Source organism: Allorhizocola rhizosphaerae, from assembly GCF_003426775.1.
Lineage (GTDB): Bacteria > Actinomycetota > Actinomycetes > Mycobacteriales > Micromonosporaceae > Allorhizocola > Allorhizocola rhizosphaerae.
In genome coordinates, this window is the sequence record NZ_QJUG01000037.1 from 1 (window position 1) to 16893 (window position 16893).

The window sequence follows — 16893 nt, forward strand, 5'->3', positions numbered from 1 at the left end:
GGCCGCCAGGTGTGGCGGCGGAGCCGGGACGGTCGCGAGATGCGGCGGCGGCGCGGGAACCGCCGGCGCCGCGACGGCTGCGGGCTTTAGCTCGGGCGCGGCCCGTGTGGTCAGCGGCGCGTGCCAGTCCTGCGGTCCCGTGGGCATCGACGCGGTCACCAATGCCGTCACCGGCACGGGCTTCACCACCGGCGCGGCGATCCCGGCGTGCGCCACGCTGCCGCCCACGAAGATGGCAATCATCGATCCCACGAGCGCGCCCGCGACCTTCTGCTGCACGCTCAGGCCGGGGATCCGCCGGGCCCGCCGCCCACGGATCTGCGCCGGTATCTCGACCAGCACACTGATCGTGAACGTCGCCCAGGCCAGCCACCCGATCCACGTCAGCACCCGCATGAACAGCGTCCCGTTGTCGGGCGACAGCAGCAGCTGCGTTATCTCGTCAAGCGTGGGCACATGTTTGGGTAGGGGATTGCCGGCGACTCTGAGCAGGAGCATCGGTGCCCCGCCGATGACGCCGACGGTGAACAGCAGCGCCAGCATGCCGGTGACAAGCCGCCGGAACATCTGAACCTCCCCCTACCCCTTATCCCACAAGCAGTGTGGCGTTGGCGACCCCGGTCGCCGTCCAGGTCGCCCCGCCCAGAAACGCCAGTCCGGACGGGTTGGTGTATTCCAAGTAGACAGTCACGATCAGGTGTGTGCGGTCGTCCGCCACGGCAACCTTTCCCGTCGCCCCAGCGGCCGTGATGTAGGAGCTCGCCGCCTGCTGCGCCTTGACCGGGTCGACAACCTTCTCCCCGCCCTGCACGGCCTGTCCGGCCTCGATCGCCGACCCGGCCGCGCGTGCCGCCTCGGCCGCGATGTTGTCCGCCCGTTGGTAGGCGCGCATCCGCCCGCCGCCGACCACCACGAGCCCGAGCATGAACACCCAGAAGTTGGCCACGATCACCGTGAAGAGGGCCACCTTGCCGCTGTCGTCCCGGAAAGGTCTCATGACCGGCTCCTGTAGCGGTCCAGCGGGCTGACAAAGTTGGAAGTCAGCGTGACGTCCGGCATGGGCAGTCCGGGGAGCGTGAGGTCCTCCAGCGCCGCATGGCATTCGACCGTCGCGCTGACGGTGGCGGGCTCCCCGACCGGGATGTCGAATCCGGTCGTGTTGACGATGACGTTGAGCGTGTTGCAGTTGATGCCCTGCGACTGGAAAGACGTCAACGCAGCCTGATATGCGGTCGTCTCCGCCTCCGTCTTGGTCCGGGCGAGGCTCGCGGTCCGGGCCGCGTCGTACGCCGCCGCGTCGGTCGCCTGATAGGCCAGCGTCAACCGGCCCGCAGCGATGATCGCCGCAGTGCACATGATTACCGGCACCGTCACGATCGCCAGCTCGATGCTGGCGCTGCCGCGCTGCCCGGAGGCCCTCATGGCACGAACCGCTCTCTCGGGCCGCTGGCGCTTTGTGCGACCCCGAAGTTGAAGCCCGGAAGCACCGGCACGGCATTGCCCGTCACCGTGACCGTCACATCGGTACCGCTAAAGACCACGATGACATCGTGGTTGCGCAGGCCGCCACCGGCCTGGTTCAAAAAGTTGTTGGCGCGCAACTGGCCCGCATCGGACGGGGCGTTGTAGGCGCGGGCGGCGTTGGCCCCCTGGGTCGCCGCCGCCAGCGCCGTCGAGCGCGCGTAGTAGACCAGCGCTGCCTGCACCACCATGAACGTCACGATGAGCATGGGCAGCGCGACGATGGCGAACTCGACCACCGCGGCGCCCTTGTCGCGGGACGCCACGTTCGGCCAGGTTCGACGGATCATGGGTTGGGGCCCTCCGGCAGGTCGCCGACCCAGCCTTCCGCGATGACCATGATGGCGCCGCCCACGAACACGGCGACAAGGGCCACGAGGCCCACAAGGATGATGTAAGGCACCGGCCCCTCGCCCCGGTCCGATCGGAGCGCCGCGAGCTTGGCAGCGAGTTTGTGCAGCATGGCCGTTCCTTTCTATTTGCCGGTGAAGAAGACATTCATCATCAGGGGGTACCCGACGAGCACCAGGAAAATGATGATGAGCATGGTGGACGGGACATCCAATTTGGACGTTCGCGTCTTCGCCGACTCCAGCGCCTTCGCCCGCACCTGGTCGCGCAGCGAGGCCGCCTGGGCCCGCAGGGTCGAATAAACTTGCGCCCCATCGGTTCCGGCGCTCTGCATGATGTCGGCGAACGTGGTCAGCTCGACCACGCCGATGGCCGTGGACAGCCGCTTGAGCTCGTCCCACGGCGGGGCCATCTGTAGCTGCGCCGTGAGCAGAGCCATGCGCAGCCGGGCATATGGCCATCCAGTGCACACCGCGGCGGCGCGCTCCATGGCCTCGACCGCCCCGTGTCCGGAGTGGACCTGGTGCGCGGTGAGCGCCGTGTAGGTGCACAGCGCCCGCACGAACTCGGCTCGTGCCGCCTTGGCTCGCGCCTTCAGATCGAAGTGGACCAGCGCCGCCCCACCTACTCCCGCGGCGAGCGTGGCCAGCAGCGGGATGCTCCACGGCAGGCTCATCCCGAAGATGACCAGCAGGAGCGAGACCATCGGCGGGATGAGCAACGACACGACGCCGCCCAGGATCACGTGGAACATGTGCTTTTCCCGGCTTCGCCCCAGGATCTCGAAGTCGGCCGAGGATGCGCGCACCGGCACGGGCTTCGGCTCGGCCACGACAATCGGTTCGGGCGTGGGGTGCAGCCGCTTCAACGCCGGCCCGAGCGCGGGCGTGGCCGGAATGAATTGCACGACAAGCAAATACAGCCCGTACCCAGCTACGGCCCCCGCCGCCACGGCGATCGCCACCCACACTTGCGGAATCATGATCCTCGCTCCGCCCGCAGCAGGCGCGGCAACCGCTCCGGCATCGACAGCGCGCGAATCCACAGCATCAGCCCGGCGTAAAGCCCGGCGAGCGCGACCAGGATCACCTGCCCAAGGAACGTCTGATACGGCCGCGCATATGAGGCGTTGACCGCACCGAACAGAAGCAGCGCCACGGTCACACCCGTCAAGAACCGCACCGTGTAGCGGGCCGTCGCCCGCTCACTGTCCACAGTGGACCGTGCCGTGATCTCCTCACTCAGCGCGTGCGCGATGTCCGACAGCGCCCTGTGCAGGCCCTCACCCGCATCCGTCAGCTGCAGGATCAGCGGCGCCACGACCTCGTCGCAGCTGTAGTCATCCATCTCGTCGGCGAACGCCCGCAACGCCGCCTCCGGGTCCATGCCCGCCTGCAACCGGGCCGCGAGCGTCTTGACCTCCTGGTCGATCAGCGGCGGCGCGGTCCGCGCGGTGGCCACGATCGCGGCCTGCAGCCCGATGCCGTTGCGCACGTAGTCACTCACCCGCCGGGTCCACGACTCCAACGCGCTCAGCCGCGCGATGGCCCGCTTCTCCGCGCTGGTCGCCGAGAACAGCCACGGTATGCCGGGGATCGCCACCAGCACGATGAGCCCGCCGATCGGCCAGCCGGTGAGCAGCCAGGTCGCGGCGGCCGCGATGACGGCCACGGCGAGCAGGATCTGGTGGGTGCGGCGCTCACGCGGAGTCCTCCCCGCCCCGACCCAGAACCTGCGCATTTTCAGCCGCCACAGCGACGCCGGCTGCGGCGGTTTGCTGGTGCCGATGAGAAACGCGATGGCCATCGCGACCCCGCCCGCGACAAGCAGGAAGCTCACTGCGGCAAGCAGATAGACGGTCATCGGCGTACCCGCTTCGTGTGCAGTTCGTGCCGCCACGCGCCGCGGTTGTTCTGCCCCGCCTCGATGTATGCGACCAGCTCCCGCGGGTCGTATCCGACGTCCATCAGGTCCTCGCGGATGCGCTCGGGCAGGTGCTTGGGCACGGCCCGCCCGTCCGGTCCGGGCCCGAAAACCGTTGTGGTGACGACCTTTCCCTCGCGCATGCCGCCGACCTCGACCACATGCGAGACGAACCGGTGCTCGCCACCGCCGATCGCACGCTCATCGACAACCGTCGTGTACACGATGAGATCGATCCCTTGTGCCGCCATGCGCAGCGCCTGCTCCGGCCCCATGTCGTTGCCATACGAGCAGGCGAGCTGCACGATCGAGTCCATCACCTCGCGCGCCTGCCGCGCATGGATCGTGCACATCGCGCCCCGGCTCACGGTCATCGCGCGCAGCATCGGCACGATCTCGCGCCCGCGCGTCTCGCCCACGATCACCCGCCGCACGCCGAGCCGCTGCGTGATGGGCATCATGTCGTGCAACGTCTTTTCGCCGCGCCGCTTGCCGCTGGCGTCGTATTCGCCGTGTCCCTGCAGCGCCTCCAAGCTGATGACCCAGTTGCTCCCGACCGGCTCATGCAGCCCGAGCTCGCGTGACTCCTCCAGAGTGATGTAGGGCTCGCCCGCCGGAATGGTCCTCGCGAGCGCCCGCAACAGGGTCGTCTTCCCCGACGCGGCCAGGCCGGCGATCATGATGTTCGCGCCCGCCTCCAACGCCTTCGTCAAGAACCGGAAAAGCAAATGATCTATCATCTGGTACCGGTCGCGGAGCTCCTCAAGCGAGGCCGTGAACAGGCTGTGCTTGCGGATGTACACCACCGGGCGCGGGGAAACCTTGTACAGCACGGTCATTCGCGACCCGTCCGGCAACTGCATGTCCAGTTCCGGGTTGGACTCCGACAGCTGGCGCTCGGTCGCGGCCACCCGCATCGCGAGCACCTGCAGCATGCTGATCAGCTCGTCGTCGGTCTCGGCGATCGGCTCGCCCCGGCTGCGCGAGCCGTCGGCGTGGTGCAGCAGCACCTGGTCGCAGCCGATGATGTGCACGTTGGTGATGTCGGGGTCGTCGAGCAGGGGCTGCAGCCGGCCCGCGCCGAACATGCCGGCCACGACCGCGTCGAGGAGCACGTTTTCCTGCGCGGGGCTGACCGGGCGGCCCGCGTGGGCCATCGCCGTCGCGTAGTCGGCGACCACCTCGCGCCCCACCCGCTGGGCGAGCTCGCGCCGATATGCGGGCGTCACGTTGGCCGCGTCTTCCAGCAGTGCCGTCATCCGCTCGGTGACCCGGCCCTGCAGCTGGCGCACCACCCCATAGTCCACATCGGACACTACCGGCGCGGGCGGCGCGGCGTGGTGCCCGTTGACCCGCTGCATCTCGGCCGCTTCCACGGCCCCCGGCATGGGCACAAACCGCGGCGGGGTGCTCATCGCGCCGCCGCCTCTGCGATGCGGCCGCCGCGCTCTGCCGTGAATGTCGTGTCGCTCATCGCGCCGCCGCCTTGACCGCCGGGAGGGTGTCGGTATCGCGCCGCTCGATCGGTTGCGCCGCCTGCCTTCGCGCGGCCAGCGAGGCGTGCAGCGAGCCGTATGCCGTTGCGGCCGTGCGCATCAGCGGGCCCGTGCGCCGGCCCCGTCCCGACCCGCACAGCGCGGCCGCCGTGGACGGATCCCACGCCAGCCGCGCGAGCACGGGCGTCACGAGATGGCGTGCGATCTCGCGCGCCGCGATGCCGCCGCCGATGAGCATGAGCCCCAGGTGAGCCGGGCTGTCCTTCATCTCGCGCCGCAGGCGCGACAGCGCAGGCACCCCGGGCGAGATCGTCCGGATCGAATGCGCCCGCAACACCAAAAGGACCAGATCGGCGCGCACCAGCACCGGCCACGGCGGGTGCGGCGCGGACAACCGTCCACAATCGACAAGCACGGTCTGCGGCAGGTTGGCCAGGAAGTCACCGAGGTGCGCCCAGGCCGGCTGCAGCGACGCGGCCTGCGCGGGATCGGTGATGCCCGGCAGCACCAGCCGTTCCCGCTTGGGCGAATCGAGGTCGATGAGCTGGCTCAGGAAGTCCTGCTCGGCCGTGCCGCGCAGGGCGGCACTGGCCAGTGGCAGCACACCCCGGTCGGTGGGCAGTTCATAGCGAGCCAGGTAACCCGAGAGCAGATCCCCGCCCGCGGGGTCACACTCGGCCAGCAGCGTCGGTGCGGGCCACGTGAGCGTGAACGCCAGCGCCGCCGTCGAGACGCCGGGGGAGCCCTTCGCGGAAACCATGGCTATCAGGGTCATGTCGATCAGCCCGCAAGCGTCAGCACGATGCGGTCCTCGGCGTGCATCGCGGCCACGGTCGGCGCGTCCGCGGTGCTCACCTCGACATTGACGATCGTGTCGCCCTGCCGCGTGCCCGGTTTGACGTCGACCACCGTGCCGGCGATCGTGCGCGGCGGGACGAGGTCACCCGCGTTCTCCCCGGAACCGCCGACCGAGTTCTTCTTCGGCGTGACCACCAGCAGCACCGACGCGCCCACCTTCACCCGCGCGACCGGCAGCCGGTCCTCGGACAGGGACAGCCCGAGCAGCTGGTTGCCTTGCGCGGGCACGGGATGGTCGGTCACCTGCTCGGGGGTGAGCAGCGTGCCGGGCACGAGCGGGACCGCGGCCCGCTTGCCCACCACCGTGTTGGCCCGGCTCAGCGGGATCGGCTTGAGCCCGACCGCGTCGTTGACCCGGATCACCATCAGATCGTCGGCCTTGATCTCCGCGCCCTTGCCCACCGGTTTGGCCACGCCCAAAAAGTCGTGCGTGGACCCGATACGCAGCGCCACATAGCCCGCGGTCAACGCCCCGGCCACAATCAGCAGCACAGCCAGCGCGCCCTGCATCACCGACCGGCGCCGAGGCGCGGCTTTGACTATCGGCATCGGCCCCGTCTGCTGTTGACGGGGTGGATTGCTGACCACGGTCATCCCACCACCACCTGAAGTTCTTGAATGGTCACGTCGCTGGTCGTGGTTCTCTGCACGACGACCGTGCCGCTGCGCCCTCCGCCTTCCCACTCGACGTTGAACGTCGTGGTGGCGGTGATGATGTATTTGCCGTTGGGCTTATTGCGCGAGGGCTGTTTGTATCCCACGTAGCCGCAGTCCGGCGACTGCGCGTCGCCACGAGACGGATCGTATGGCGTGCCGGGCTTGGCACACACGATGGTCGTGCCGTCGCCCATGTTCCAGACGATCTGCGTGGCCTGCGACTCCGCGCGGACGGTCACGCCCCGCTCCGACACCTGGGCGCTGTTGGGACCCCACGTTTCGGGAGTCACGGGCGTCCACATCCACACCGGCAGGCCGACCAGGCCCGAACCGTCGCGGCGCGGCGCGGTCTGAATGTCCGGCCCGGTGAGGCCCAACAGTGCTATCGCTCGCACCGCAAGGGTCATCGGGTCCGGCAGGAGGTTTTCATAGCCCGGCGGCGGGCTCGTCAGATAGACGATGTTCTGGCGCACCCAGCCCGCCGATGCGCCCTCCCAGCAGAACGCCTCGTACATATAGCCGTTGGCCGGGTCGCCCTTCCACTGCGGGTCGTCGGCGGGCAGGCTCATCCGCTTGAAATAACACTCGGCGTAGAGGTTACCGGGGTCGATGCCCACCCGGTTGAACCAGCCCATGCTGGTGTGGCAGTCGACCCAGCCCTTCTGCGAGTGCAGGCACTGCGCGGGGCCGCCACCGCCCCCGCCGCCTCCACCCCCACCGCCGCCTCCGCCCCCGCCGCCGGGGTCTTCGACGACGATGCGGCATGGTCCGTTGTCGGGCGGGCAGTAGATGTAATCAGCGTGTGCGGGGCCTTGCACGACGACGAGATAGGCACCGATGAGGGTGAGCACGGTCAGGACGCGTCTTAGCATGTCGAACTCCGATCTGCGTAGGACTCGACCCAGCGCCATCGGCTGTCCGGGTAGAGCCCGGCCCGGAGGGTGACGGGATATTTCTTGTTCTGTCCGGGAGCGGCCACCGACTTCTTCGTTGTCTTATTTATTGTGTCGGTACCTGAATCGTCCACACAGGACTCAATGATGATCGTGGTCGGGCTGACGGAAACGACGCGGCGCAGGGTGATCTTGGGGTCACCGGTGCGCACCGCGGACTGTTCCCGCATCAGCTCGAGGTCGCGTTCCAGCGCGGTGAGGAAGGCGCCCGCGGCGTAGTCGGACAACGGGCGCTTCGTGTGGTCGTCGTTCCAGTCGTAGACGCCGGTCTGCGCGGCCTTGATGTAGATGGTGTTGAGCTTGACGTAACTTTGCCACGCGGTGTCGACCAGCGCCTGCTGGTCCGCGCTGAGCTGGACGGACCTGCTGGGCGGGGCCTGAGCCGGTTGCGCCGCAACATCTTCGATGCGCGGTGAACACGCGCCAACCGCGACCATTGCCGCGACCCCGAAGACGGCTAGTGCGGTTGCGCGTCCACTATGGGCTTGTGGCTCCATCGTGCCCCCTGGTCTGGGTTGCGCTCCCGAGGGCCGATCGTACGATGAGCTCCACCGATGTAACAAGGGGTGTTCGATAAGTGAGCGTTGGGTGATCCTGATATGGGTGTCCTGGTGGTTTTGGCCGGTCTGTCGGTCGCACCATTGGTGCGACTGATCATCTTCCGCTGGTCCGTCGACGTTGGACAACCGTTGCGGGCGATCCCGCCGCTCAGGCGGCTCCTGCTGGTAGGGCCCCGGGTGGGGACGGTGGAGATCGTGCTGGTGGGCGTGCTGGGTTTGCTGGCCTGGCGCGTGCGCGACCCGGTCGCTCTAGTCGCGTTCGCGTGGATCGCTGTGATCGGCGTGGCGCTGGCGTTCATCGACCTGGCCGTGCACCGCCTGCCCAACGCGCTCACGCTGTCGGCGTTTCTGGGAGGTGCGGTGTTGCTGGCGCTCGCGGGCGAGCCCCGGCGGCTCGGCATCGCGCTGCTGTGCAGTCTCGGCATGACCGCGTGCTATCTGATGCTGAGCCTGATGAACCCATCGGGCATGGGCCTGGGCGACGGCAAACTCGCGCTCAGTCTGGGCCTCGCACTCGGCTGGTTCGGCGGGATGGTCACGCTCTACGGAGCCGTCGCCGGGTTTCTGCTCGCCGGACTTTACGCTTTGGTCATGCTCGCGCTCGGCCGGGTCACCCGCAAGGACTCCATCGCTCACGGCCCGTTCATGTTGCTGGGCGCGCTCGCCGCGCTGGTCTGGTTGCCGCTGTGAACGAGTTCGAGGTCGGCCCGCTGCACTGTTATGACCGAGGTGGCGACGGGCTCCCGGTGCTCTGGCATCATGGCACGCCAAATCTGGGCATGCCGCCGGAGCCGTTGTTCGCCGACGCCGACCGGCTCGCGGCGCTGCTGCCCGAGCGGGTCGTCGGCGTGGTGAGCATGGCCGGGTTGGCCCCGTTGGGTGCCGAGGGGTTGGACTGGTTCGCGGGCATGGCACCGGTCGGCGAGGCCGCGCTGGGCGCGGCAACGCGCGGGCGCGCGGCCAGGGAGGCGTTCGAGGAGCCCGAGGGCGACATCGGGCTCAACGATGGCGATGGGGCGGCGCTGGCGGGGGAGTGGTCGTGGTTCGGCAAGGTGGTCGGCCCGGCGCCCGGGGGCGGGCAGGTCGACGACGATCTGGCCTATGTTGCTCGGTGGAGGTTCGATCCCGCGACGATCGGTGTGCCGGTGCTGCCGATGCACGGCGGGCGGGACCGGATGGTGCCCAGTTCCCACGGCGAATGGCTGGCCCGCCACATCCCGCACGCCCAGTGGAGACTGTCCACGCAGGACGGGCACATCACGGTACTGAATAAAGCGCCGCAGGCATTGGAATGGTTGGCCGGTCTCTCATCTGGCGGGTAACGGCTGGAACTGATGGCCCAGGGCCTCAGACAGGCCAACGAAGACTCTCGTGGCGGGGGCCGAGCACGGCACGTCTGAAGGATTGTCGGACAGTGTCGGTGATTCCGGGCATTCGCCGGACGAGATGTCGCTGTTGACCATGACGACGACCGAGGTGTCGGTGGTGGTGTCGTAGAAGAGCGTCGTGTTGAAGCCCGGGAGCTCGCCCGTGTGGCCCACCCAGCCGTCGACGCAGCCGAGCGCGAAGCCGTAGCCGGCCGGGGACGGGAACGATTGCAGCCGTTCGGTTTGCACGCGGGTCGATAGTAGTGTCTGGCCGGTGCCGAGCGCGCGAGCGTAGGTCAGCAGGTCGGCGAGATTCGAGATCATGCCACCCGCGGTCCAGCCGAACGAGGGGTTCCAGTCGGTGGCATCGACCGGCTGGCCCGGCGTTTTGACGCCCTGCAGGGTGTAGCCCTGTGCGTGCGGGCTCGGGATGGCCGGCGACACATCGGGCAGTGAGGTGGCGGTGAGGCCGAGTGGGGCAAAGATCAGGCGCTGCAACGCTTGTGCGGCCGGTTCGCCGGTTACCGATTCAATAACCTTTCCCAGCAGTACCGTGTTGGTGTTCGAATAGTCGAAGCGCCCTCCCGGTTCGAAGACCGGTGATGCCGCGACGCCATAGGCGATAAGCTCGTCCGGCGTGAACACCGTCGCCGGATCGCCGAAATAGCGGGCGAGAAACTCTTCGGTGTAATAGCTGGCGACCCCGCTGGTCATGTTGGCAAGCTGGGTCAGCGTGATGCGGTCTCCGTTGGGGATGCCCGGATAGTACTTGCCGATCGGGTCGTTCAGGCTGAGCCTGCCGTCCTGCGCGAGTTGCAGAATCGCCGTGCCGGTAAAGGTTTTGGTGACCGAGCCGATGCGCATGTGCATGTCGGTGCTCATCGGAGTCTGGGTCGTGGGGTCGGCGTGGCCATAGGCCGCCGTCCACGTGCCTTCGGGAGTGCGCACGCCCACGATCGCGCCGGGTGCGGCCGCGAGCTTGAACGACTCTTGGGCGGCAGTGTCAAGCTTGGCGACCAGCTCGACGGGCAGTGCTGCCGATGTCGACGCGATCGTCGGGGCTCTTGCGACCACAGTGGCCGGGTCGGCGACACACGGCGCCTGAGCGGCGGCCGCCGCTTCTGGCACGACCAATCCCGCCGCCATCATCGTGATCACGCTGGCCCACCGCATGCCCTCACCATAGGGAATGCTTGCCCCTCGCGTGTGACTAATCGACAACCATCGCTAGGCTCGCCTGCTGGTATCAGGGGCGGCTCGATGGTCGGCGTTGGCGGAACACAAGCAGCACAAGCAGTGTGACGGCAGCCGCCAGCAGCAGACCGATGCCGCCGGCAATGAGCGCCAGATCCACCGGGAATCGAGCACCCGGCGCCAGGACGGGCGCGGCGGTGTCGATGCCGGCATCCGCTACACCATCACTGCGAGTCTCGGGCGGCGGCAAGAGCGCGACATCGGCGGTCAGCGCGGCCACGATGTCGAGCGCGCCAAACCCATGCTGCGCATCGCGTCCGGGCGGTCCCTTGTCCGCTGCGGTGGCGGTCAGGCGGTTGACGATGTCGCGGGCAGGCAGGTCGGGGAACTTCGCGCGCAAGAGGGCGGCTGCACCGGCCACCAGAGCCGCCGAATACGAGGTGCCCGTGCCCACAGCCCGCTGATGCCGCAGATAGGGCGTGGAGATTTTGTCGCACGGAGCCGATAGGAGAATCTCCGATCCGGACACGGCCGCCGGCGAGTGTGCGCCTTCCCGGTTGACCCCGCCGACAGCCACCACGCCGGGGTAGGCCGCCGGATAACCGACTCGGCGGCTGCGGTCGGTGTTGCCTGCTCCGGCGACGACGACGACATCGCGGGCGACGGCCTTCTCCACGGCTGCCTTGAGCACCTGGTCGCCATCTGGCGAGGCCAGCGAAATCGAGATCACCTTGGCGTCGTGTTCGACCGCCCAGTTGATCGCGGCGCCCACGGCAGTGGGTGAGCCGCCGCCGATGGTCTCGGCCCGGATGGACATCACGGTCGCCCCCGGCGCCACACCGCGGACTTGGCCGTGCCCGACGATCAGACCGGCCATGGCGGTGCCGTGCCCGGAGTCGTCCGTCAGGCCGTCGCCGGGACCCCGGCGGCTGGTGTCGGCTCCAGCCACCACGGACCCGGCCAGATCCGGGTGTGTGGCATCGATCCCGGTGTCGATGACCGCCACGAGCACGCCCTTGCCCGTGCTCAGCTTGTGCGCCTCATTCAGGCGCAGAGTCTGGACGTACCATTGGCCGTCGGAGATCTGATCGGCCCAGGCTCCTTCTGCGGAGGCTCCAGACGGGGCCATGACGATGAGTCCCAGCACGGCAGGCATGACTCGCAGAAGAAACCTCATGAGCCGGTCTCCGTCCGCGGCAGATCCACCTTGAGATCGTCGGTCCAGGGCGTGGCCAGGTCGGCGAACCAGTCGGCGAACTCGGCCTCGGCCAGCCGCAGTTGCTCCTCGGCCAGCGCCTCCTGCGCCGAGGCTTCGCCGATGACCGGTGGCACACCCGACGCGACCTGCCACACCATGGTGCGCTTGCCACGGTCGGTATTGGCATGCTGTCTCATGGTTGACAATGGTGACATAGTCGAGTTCGCGTGATGAGTGGGGGTGCTCTGGGGCGGCGGCATCGGATAGACCCAGCGGCCGTGGCCGATTCCCGGCCCCGGCAGCACGTAGGCACCGCCGCCGGGCGCGTAGGCGTTGCCGGGCGGCACCGGCAGCACAGAGACGGGTGCACCGGGCACCGCAGCGACGAGCTGAGGCGCATTCGCCACACCCTGCAGCTGCGGCCCGCGCCGCATGACCGGATCGATGCCTGGAACCGCCGGAGGTGGTGCTGTCGCGGCGACCTCGGCCTCGGCCTCACCGGTCGCGGCTGCGGCATCACGTGTCTTCCGCACCACTGCTGCTCGATAGCCCGAGCGTTCTTCGGGGAGAGCCATCGAGCCGATCGAGGTCGGATAGGCGTACTGCGATGGAACAATCAGTTGCTGGCGGTAGTCGCCCACGGCGGCGTCCATTCGCTGCATCACCTCGCGCGCTCGCCGGTTCAGATTCTCGGCGGCATGGTCCCACCACTCGGGCAACCAGTCGGTGGTGACACGATCCCACTCCTGCTTCAACTGCCCTACGCGCTCTTTGGCAGTCTTGAGGGTGGTGAGAATCGAATAAACCCCTCGACTGGTGGACCCATGGGCCACCGCGTCCTCGGCCAGCGAGTCGATCAGCGCGTCGAGGAAGCCGAAAAACCTCGCCGCCGCCGGACTCGTGTCCGGGCTCCAGGCGTTGCTCAGGCTTTCGCGCAGACGTTTCAGACTGTCGTGGTGGGCGAGCAACAGTTGAGCCAGATTCTCGAAGCCGCGGGCCTGGGTCCAGGCGGCCTCATCATCGTCGCGGCGCACCATATCCCACAGCCGCGGCACGTCGTAGGCGTTCCAGTTGATGGCGACCACGGCCGGCTGCGGCTGATCGAGGCGCGGTGCCACCGGTCCGACGAAGGTGCCTTTCACCCGCTGGTGCAGCACCGAATCGGGTGTCGTCATGGCTGGAGCCCGGGGCGCGCCGGTGACGGTTGGGCCGCTGCGTCGGCCGTGTTGACGGCCTCCGACAGGGTCGACTCGATGTGCGCCAGGCGTGAGGCGGCAATCTGATCGCCGTCGGCATAGTTTGCCAGCACCTGCTCGATCGCGGCGGTCAGAATCCGGGCGCCGCGCACCTGCCGCGCGGTGTTCTCGCGCGCCCGTTCCAGTGCCGCCGCGAACACCTCACGGCCGGCCGCCAGTTGGCCGCCCACCGCGGCCAGACCGAACCGGGCTCCGTGCTGCAGCTCGCTTTCCGCTCGGGCCGCACCGGGCGCGAGCCCGAGTTCGGCATCGGCTCGCAGCATTTCGGCGAACGAGCGCAGCTCACCCAAATCAACTTCGACTTTCGGCGCCTGCTCCATGCCTCTTGACCCCCAGTCGCGGTGTATGAACGGAGGGTAGCGGAAAATATAGATCGGCGTCGATCATAATTTACCTAGTCATTTGGCAGGAGAGTATGGCGGAAGGTGATCTCGGGTGTGCGTGAAGACGCTGGATGGGCAGAAACTCATACGCGAGTCACTCACGCCAAATCTCGACCTGCCCGTTCGTGCCAAAGTCTCGAAGTGGACAGGTGGGCGCTTCGTGAGTGAATCGGGTGGGTTGAGTCGGATGACCGCGCTGGTGCTCAGTTGTAGAGCGGCAGCCGGTAAAGCTCGTCCGTCGGCATCCGGCCGCGCAGCCGCTCCTCGACCAGGATGCCCACGATTTCCTGCAGGCCGCGGGCCGCGTCGTGTTCGAAGGGTTCGTCCTGGTCGACGCCCACCATCGACGTATGGCGCAACAGCAGGTCGCGCACGGAGTTCAGCCGATCGTCCACTTCAGACCCCCGCCAGGTCGTAGGCCTTGCTGGGCATCCGGGCCAGGAAGTTGCCCAGGCTGCCGGTGAATCCGGCGGCGACGCCCTCCATCACGGCGATGAACCGCTTCGCGTTGGCGACACTTGGCCCGGCCCTCCCAGTCGCCGGTGAACTGCTTCGTGAGCTCGTCGAGCAGATCGCGGCCGGTGAGGCCCTGGATGGTACCGAAGATCCAGCTGGCGATGCTGCTGAGCTCCAGCACCTCAAAACGCGTACCGACGAAGCCTTGCTTCATCGGGTCGTTCCCGGCGACATCGGTGTAGCCCGGCGTGCCCGTGAACATCTTCGCCGTATCCTTGACGTCCACGTAGTTCTTGGCGGTCTTGGCGCCCGCCGGCCGGACCGTGGTGCCGCTGCCGCCGAGGTGCATGAGCCGCTTGGCCTTCGCGTCGATGTCCTGCTTGGCCTTCTCGTCCGCGTCGTCGTAAAATTTGGCCGCCTTTTCCAGCTCCTGGCCGGAGTTGCGGACCAGTGCGCCGATCTGGAGCACGCTGTCCTTGACCGCGTTTCGGGTTGAGTCGTGGATGTCGAGCATCTTGGCGAAGAGGCCCTCGGAGGCGACCGCCTCCATCCCGGAGCCCGCCCCACTCATCTACATAGGACTGTGCCTTCGCCGCCGAGAGTCCATTGCGGACCAGCATTTTGCCGTAGTCGCGCAGCTCATCGGGGTCGACCTTCACCGCCACGGCGACTCCTCCTCGGCCTCGTCGGTCAGACCGCGCATGTAGGCGTTGCTCTGCGCAGTGCGCGCGGCGCGTTCCTCGTCGGACAATGCGTTCCACCAGTCCAGGTTTTCCGTGCGCCTGCTGGGCGAGCAGCTCGCCGTAGACCCGGGACTCGGCCGCTTGGCGCAGCGTCACGGCGCCGGAGAGCAGATCCTTGCCAGGTCGCGGGCGACCGGATCGGGGTCGCTGCTTGCCTGCTCCCGCAGCGAGCGGCGCATATGCCGCTCAAGCTGCGGGTCGTCCAAATGGGGCAAGAAACGCACCTGAGACATGCGGGCGAATCCATTGCCGCCGCCGTCGTGCCACATCTCGCGCTGAGTTGAAATGAGGTCATACCAACGCGGTAGACGACTACCTTGACGGGAAGACCATCACGCGATACTCGCGATTATCGATGTTGTGCCAGGGTGGCGATTCATCGCGGGATCGTCACCACGCGATGAACGTGATTAACATGCGGCGCGCAGGCCAGTCGCCTCCTGGCGAGTTGGCCCGCGCCGGCCGCATGCTGCTGATCTGACCGGATGGTGCGCAGGACTACCAGCAGGGCGAACTCCAACCGGCGTATGCGGCACCGGACGAGTTGATCACCTCCACCGAAGCCCACGACTCACTGCCGAACATGCACCAGCTGGACATCTGGGTCTGGTTGTCAAACGCGGGCTCGTAACCGTACTGCGTCGACCACCGGATCTGCACGGGGGTCGACGAGGTGTAGCTCAGGTAGCAGTTGAAGAAACCCGAGTACTGGGAACACTGCAGGTAGACCTCCGGCACGCTTGAGGTGGTCGCGGCTTGCCGGGAGGTGCCCGGCGCGGCCGCCGCCGGCGACGCGCCCAACGCACCGGCAACAGCAAGAACAAGAACAGCGCCCAGGTGTGCTAACGGCCGCCAGGCCCGCGCTCGGTTCATCACGCCTCCCAAAGATTGAAACGTTCAAATTCTTTCAATCGATCGTATAGCGCAACGTTCTCATGGCGGTACTGCCTTCGCAGCATGTGAGATGCCCGCCCGGCACCGCATGTACACCGACCGGTGTGCGTCCACATAGGAGTGTCACGGATCCGGCGCTTCAGCGATCTTCGGAAAGGTCCCGGCCGGCCCGTGCCTCGAGTTGGCACACCTATCAGGGGAGAGATTTTCATATTATATGCATGCCATTTTGAAGTTTTTAAATATTTATTTCAAATTGTCCCAAATGCCGTTGGTGTTTGGCGCACGAGGGTCCATGGTTGGACTCGTGACACAAACACTGCACCAAACGGACCAGGAGATTCAGACCAACGTCACCGAGGAACTGCGCTACGACCCCAGCTGCAAGGCTGGACGCATAGAGGTAACCACCAACGGTGGGACCGTGAAACTGTCGGGCGAGGTCTCCAACTTGCGGGAAAGGATCGCTGCAAAGCGATCGGCCATGCGAGTACGCGGCGTCACGGCCATCTCCGACGAGATGACCGTGCGGAGCCCAGGCGCGACCGGTGACGCCACCGACGCGGACATCACCCAGGCCGCCCGCCACATGCTCGACTGGACCGTGGACGTGCCCGCCAGGACGGTAACGGCCGTCGTTCGTGATCACAAAGTGACCCTGTCCGGCACCGTCGCCTGGGACTACCAGCGCGATGCCGCGTCGAGGGCAATGGCGAACCTCAGAGGCGTCACCGCGGTCCGCAACGACATCGTTCTCGACCAGCCGGCGTCATCCACTCCGGCAAAGACCGCGATCGTGGCTGCGATGCAGCGCAACGCGCAGCTTGCGCCACAGTCGATCGGTATAGACGTCAACGACCATGAATTGGTCCTGCGCGGCAACGTGCGCACCTTCGCCGAATACCGCGAAGCCGAGCACACGGCCTGGAACGCCGCAGGCGTCACGAGCGTGCAGAACAACCTGGTCATCACCTCCTGACCGGATGAACAACCACGGAGCCCGCGCCCACCAGGCGCGGGCTCCAGGCCGCCGGAAGCAGAACGAGCCGCGCACCTCATGCGGGGCACTTTCGAACCCCGGTC

22 protein-coding genes and 1 pseudogene are annotated in these 16893 nt (G+C 67.5%); 3 read left to right on the top strand and 20 right to left on the bottom strand.

Translation table 11 applies throughout. From position 1 onward, the window contains the following. The 12 genes and pseudogenes from DM816_RS10150 to DM816_RS10200 all read right to left on the bottom strand — a co-directional run. Positions 1 to 567: pseudogene (locus DM816_RS10150) on the bottom strand (LysM peptidoglycan-binding domain-containing protein); the annotation flags it as partial. Positions 568 to 586: 19 nt separating this feature from the next. Beyond that, positions 587 to 997: a hypothetical protein gene (locus DM816_RS10155; RefSeq protein ID WP_117209904.1), complete on the bottom strand. Its 411-nt coding sequence runs from the start codon at positions 995 to 997 to the stop codon at positions 587 to 589. After that, on the bottom strand, positions 994 to 1422 hold the full coding sequence (locus DM816_RS10160; RefSeq protein ID WP_117209905.1) for a TadE family protein: 429 nt from the start codon (positions 1420 to 1422) through the stop codon (positions 994 to 996). Before DM816_RS10160 ends, DM816_RS10155 begins: the two co-directional genes overlap by 4 nt. After that, positions 1419 to 1811, bottom strand: coding sequence for a TadE family protein (locus tag DM816_RS10165; RefSeq protein ID WP_117209906.1), 393 nt, complete (start codon positions 1809 to 1811; stop codon positions 1419 to 1421). Before DM816_RS10165 ends, DM816_RS10160 begins: the two co-directional genes overlap by 4 nt. Further along, complete coding sequence (locus DM816_RS42390; RefSeq protein ID WP_162907307.1) at positions 1808 to 1984, bottom strand: hypothetical protein; 177 nt, start codon at positions 1982 to 1984, stop codon at positions 1808 to 1810. Before DM816_RS42390 ends, DM816_RS10165 begins: the two co-directional genes overlap by 4 nt. A gap of 12 nt (positions 1985 to 1996) precedes the next feature. After that, complete coding sequence (locus DM816_RS10170) at positions 1997 to 2854, bottom strand: type II secretion system F family protein (RefSeq protein ID WP_117209907.1); 858 nt, start codon at positions 2852 to 2854, stop codon at positions 1997 to 1999. After that, complete coding sequence (locus DM816_RS10175) at positions 2851 to 3735, bottom strand: type II secretion system F family protein (protein ID WP_117209908.1); 885 nt, start codon at positions 3733 to 3735, stop codon at positions 2851 to 2853. The genes DM816_RS10170 and DM816_RS10175 overlap by 4 nt, the downstream gene beginning before the upstream one ends. Beyond that, positions 3732 to 5210: a TadA family conjugal transfer-associated ATPase gene (locus DM816_RS10180; RefSeq protein ID WP_117209909.1), complete on the bottom strand. Its 1479-nt coding sequence runs from the start codon at positions 5208 to 5210 to the stop codon at positions 3732 to 3734. The genes DM816_RS10175 and DM816_RS10180 overlap by 4 nt, the downstream gene beginning before the upstream one ends. Before the next feature lie 55 nt (positions 5211 to 5265). Beyond that, the gene (locus tag DM816_RS10185; protein ID WP_117209910.1) at positions 5266 to 6066 is read right to left on the bottom strand and encodes a CpaE/TadZ family protein; all 801 of its coding nucleotides are present in this window, start codon (positions 6064 to 6066) and stop codon (positions 5266 to 5268) included. Positions 6067 to 6071: 5 nt separating this feature from the next. Continuing rightward, a complete protein-coding gene (locus tag DM816_RS10190) occupies positions 6072 to 6698 on the bottom strand; it encodes an SAF domain-containing protein (protein WP_162907308.1) in 627 nt (208 codons plus the stop codon). 41 nt (positions 6699 to 6739) lie between these two features. Continuing rightward, the gene (locus DM816_RS10195) at positions 6740 to 7678 is read right to left on the bottom strand and encodes a hypothetical protein (protein ID WP_162907309.1); all 939 of its coding nucleotides are present in this window, start codon (positions 7676 to 7678) and stop codon (positions 6740 to 6742) included. Next, on the bottom strand, positions 7672 to 8256 hold the full coding sequence (locus DM816_RS10200) for a hypothetical protein (RefSeq protein WP_162907310.1): 585 nt from the start codon (positions 8254 to 8256) through the stop codon (positions 7672 to 7674). The genes DM816_RS10195 and DM816_RS10200 overlap by 7 nt, the downstream gene beginning before the upstream one ends. A gap of 102 nt (positions 8257 to 8358) precedes the next feature. On the opposite strand from DM816_RS10200, the gene DM816_RS10205 reads away from it, so the two are divergent. Both DM816_RS10205 and DM816_RS10210 read left to right on the top strand, forming a co-directional pair. Further along, complete coding sequence (locus DM816_RS10205; RefSeq protein WP_117209914.1) at positions 8359 to 9009, top strand: prepilin peptidase; 651 nt, start codon at positions 8359 to 8361, stop codon at positions 9007 to 9009. After that, a complete protein-coding gene (locus DM816_RS10210; RefSeq protein ID WP_211588625.1) occupies positions 9006 to 9641 on the top strand; it encodes an alpha/beta hydrolase family protein in 636 nt (211 codons plus the stop codon). Before DM816_RS10205 ends, DM816_RS10210 begins: the two co-directional genes overlap by 4 nt. On the opposite strand, the gene DM816_RS10215 is transcribed toward DM816_RS10210, so the two are convergent. The 8 genes from DM816_RS10215 to DM816_RS10245 form a co-directional block, all read right to left on the bottom strand. Further along, positions 9627 to 10859, bottom strand: coding sequence for a serine hydrolase domain-containing protein (locus DM816_RS10215; protein WP_246001807.1), 1233 nt, complete (start codon positions 10857 to 10859; stop codon positions 9627 to 9629). The genes DM816_RS10210 and DM816_RS10215 overlap by 15 nt on opposite strands. Positions 10860 to 10932: 73 nt before the next feature. Next, positions 10933 to 12057, bottom strand: a complete 1125-nt coding sequence (locus DM816_RS10220; RefSeq protein ID WP_117209915.1) for a S8 family serine peptidase — start codon at positions 12055 to 12057, stop codon at positions 10933 to 10935. Next, positions 12054 to 13253 carry a hypothetical protein gene (locus DM816_RS10225; RefSeq protein ID WP_117209916.1) on the bottom strand — a complete coding sequence of 400 codons (1200 nt, stop codon included), beginning with the start codon at positions 13251 to 13253 and terminating at the stop codon, positions 12054 to 12056. Before DM816_RS10225 ends, DM816_RS10220 begins: the two co-directional genes overlap by 4 nt. Further along, complete coding sequence (locus tag DM816_RS10230; protein WP_117209917.1) at positions 13250 to 13654, bottom strand: hypothetical protein; 405 nt, start codon at positions 13652 to 13654, stop codon at positions 13250 to 13252. Before DM816_RS10230 ends, DM816_RS10225 begins: the two co-directional genes overlap by 4 nt. A gap of 266 nt (positions 13655 to 13920) precedes the next feature. After that, positions 13921 to 14112, bottom strand: coding sequence for a hypothetical protein (locus DM816_RS10235; protein WP_117209918.1), 192 nt, complete (start codon positions 14110 to 14112; stop codon positions 13921 to 13923). Continuing rightward, a complete protein-coding gene (locus DM816_RS10240; protein WP_162907311.1) occupies positions 14097 to 14744 on the bottom strand; it encodes a hypothetical protein in 648 nt (215 codons plus the stop codon). Before DM816_RS10240 ends, DM816_RS10235 begins: the two co-directional genes overlap by 16 nt. Positions 14745 to 15008: 264 nt before the next feature. Then, positions 15009 to 15149 carry a hypothetical protein gene (locus DM816_RS42395; RefSeq protein ID WP_162907312.1) on the bottom strand — a complete coding sequence of 47 codons (141 nt, stop codon included), beginning with the start codon at positions 15147 to 15149 and terminating at the stop codon, positions 15009 to 15011. Positions 15150 to 15414: 265 nt separating this feature from the next. Beyond that, a complete protein-coding gene (locus DM816_RS10245) occupies positions 15415 to 15789 on the bottom strand; it encodes a hypothetical protein (RefSeq protein ID WP_117209920.1) in 375 nt (124 codons plus the stop codon). A 328-nt stretch (positions 15790 to 16117) separates the two neighbouring features. Here DM816_RS10245 and DM816_RS10250 point away from each other — a divergent pair, with 328 nt between their 5' ends. Next, positions 16118 to 16789 carry a BON domain-containing protein gene (locus DM816_RS10250; protein WP_162907313.1) on the top strand — a complete coding sequence of 224 codons (672 nt, stop codon included), beginning with the start codon at positions 16118 to 16120 and terminating at the stop codon, positions 16787 to 16789. Positions 16790 to 16893: the final 104 nt, after the last annotated feature.

Coding starts and splice junctions, on each gene's coding strand:
- DM816_RS10190 (WP_162907308.1), bottom strand. CDS start 6,698: ATGCCGATAGTCAAAGCCGCGCCTCGGCGCCGGTCGGTGATGCAGGGC.
- DM816_RS42390 (WP_162907307.1), bottom strand. CDS start 1,984: ATGCTGCACAAACTCGCTGCCAAGCTCGCGGCGCTCCGATCGGACCGG.
- DM816_RS10225 (WP_117209916.1), bottom strand. CDS start 13,253: ATGACGACACCCGATTCGGTGCTGCACCAGCGGGTGAAAGGCACCTTC.
- DM816_RS10170 (WP_117209907.1), bottom strand. CDS start 2,854: ATGATTCCGCAAGTGTGGGTGGCGATCGCCGTGGCGGCGGGGGCCGTA.
- DM816_RS10175 (WP_117209908.1), bottom strand. CDS start 3,735: ATGACCGTCTATCTGCTTGCCGCAGTGAGCTTCCTGCTTGTCGCGGGC.
- DM816_RS10205 (WP_117209914.1), top strand. CDS start 8,359: ATGGGTGTCCTGGTGGTTTTGGCCGGTCTGTCGGTCGCACCATTGGTG.
- DM816_RS10215 (WP_246001807.1), bottom strand. CDS start 10,859: ATGCGGTGGGCCAGCGTGATCACGATGATGGCGGCGGGATTGGTCGTG.
- DM816_RS10185 (WP_117209910.1), bottom strand. CDS start 6,066: ATGACCCTGATAGCCATGGTTTCCGCGAAGGGCTCCCCCGGCGTCTCG.
- DM816_RS10155 (WP_117209904.1), bottom strand. CDS start 997: ATGAGACCTTTCCGGGACGACAGCGGCAAGGTGGCCCTCTTCACGGTG.
- DM816_RS10165 (WP_117209906.1), bottom strand. CDS start 1,811: ATGATCCGTCGAACCTGGCCGAACGTGGCGTCCCGCGACAAGGGCGCC.
- DM816_RS10245 (WP_117209920.1), bottom strand. CDS start 15,789: ATGAACCGAGCGCGGGCCTGGCGGCCGTTAGCACACCTGGGCGCTGTT.
- DM816_RS10160 (WP_117209905.1), bottom strand. CDS start 1,422: ATGAGGGCCTCCGGGCAGCGCGGCAGCGCCAGCATCGAGCTGGCGATC.
- DM816_RS10195 (WP_162907309.1), bottom strand. CDS start 7,678: ATGCTAAGACGCGTCCTGACCGTGCTCACCCTCATCGGTGCCTATCTC.
- DM816_RS10230 (WP_117209917.1), bottom strand. CDS start 13,654: ATGGAGCAGGCGCCGAAAGTCGAAGTTGATTTGGGTGAGCTGCGCTCG.
- DM816_RS42395 (WP_162907312.1), bottom strand. CDS start 15,149: ATGTCTCAGGTGCGTTTCTTGCCCCATTTGGACGACCCGCAGCTTGAG.
- DM816_RS10200 (WP_162907310.1), bottom strand. CDS start 8,256: ATGGAGCCACAAGCCCATAGTGGACGCGCAACCGCACTAGCCGTCTTC.
- DM816_RS10180 (WP_117209909.1), bottom strand. CDS start 5,210: ATGAGCACCCCGCCGCGGTTTGTGCCCATGCCGGGGGCCGTGGAAGCG.
- DM816_RS10240 (WP_162907311.1), bottom strand. CDS start 14,744: ATGAGTGGGGCGGGCTCCGGGATGGAGGCGGTCGCCTCCGAGGGCCTC.
- DM816_RS10220 (WP_117209915.1), bottom strand. CDS start 12,057: ATGAGGTTTCTTCTGCGAGTCATGCCTGCCGTGCTGGGACTCATCGTC.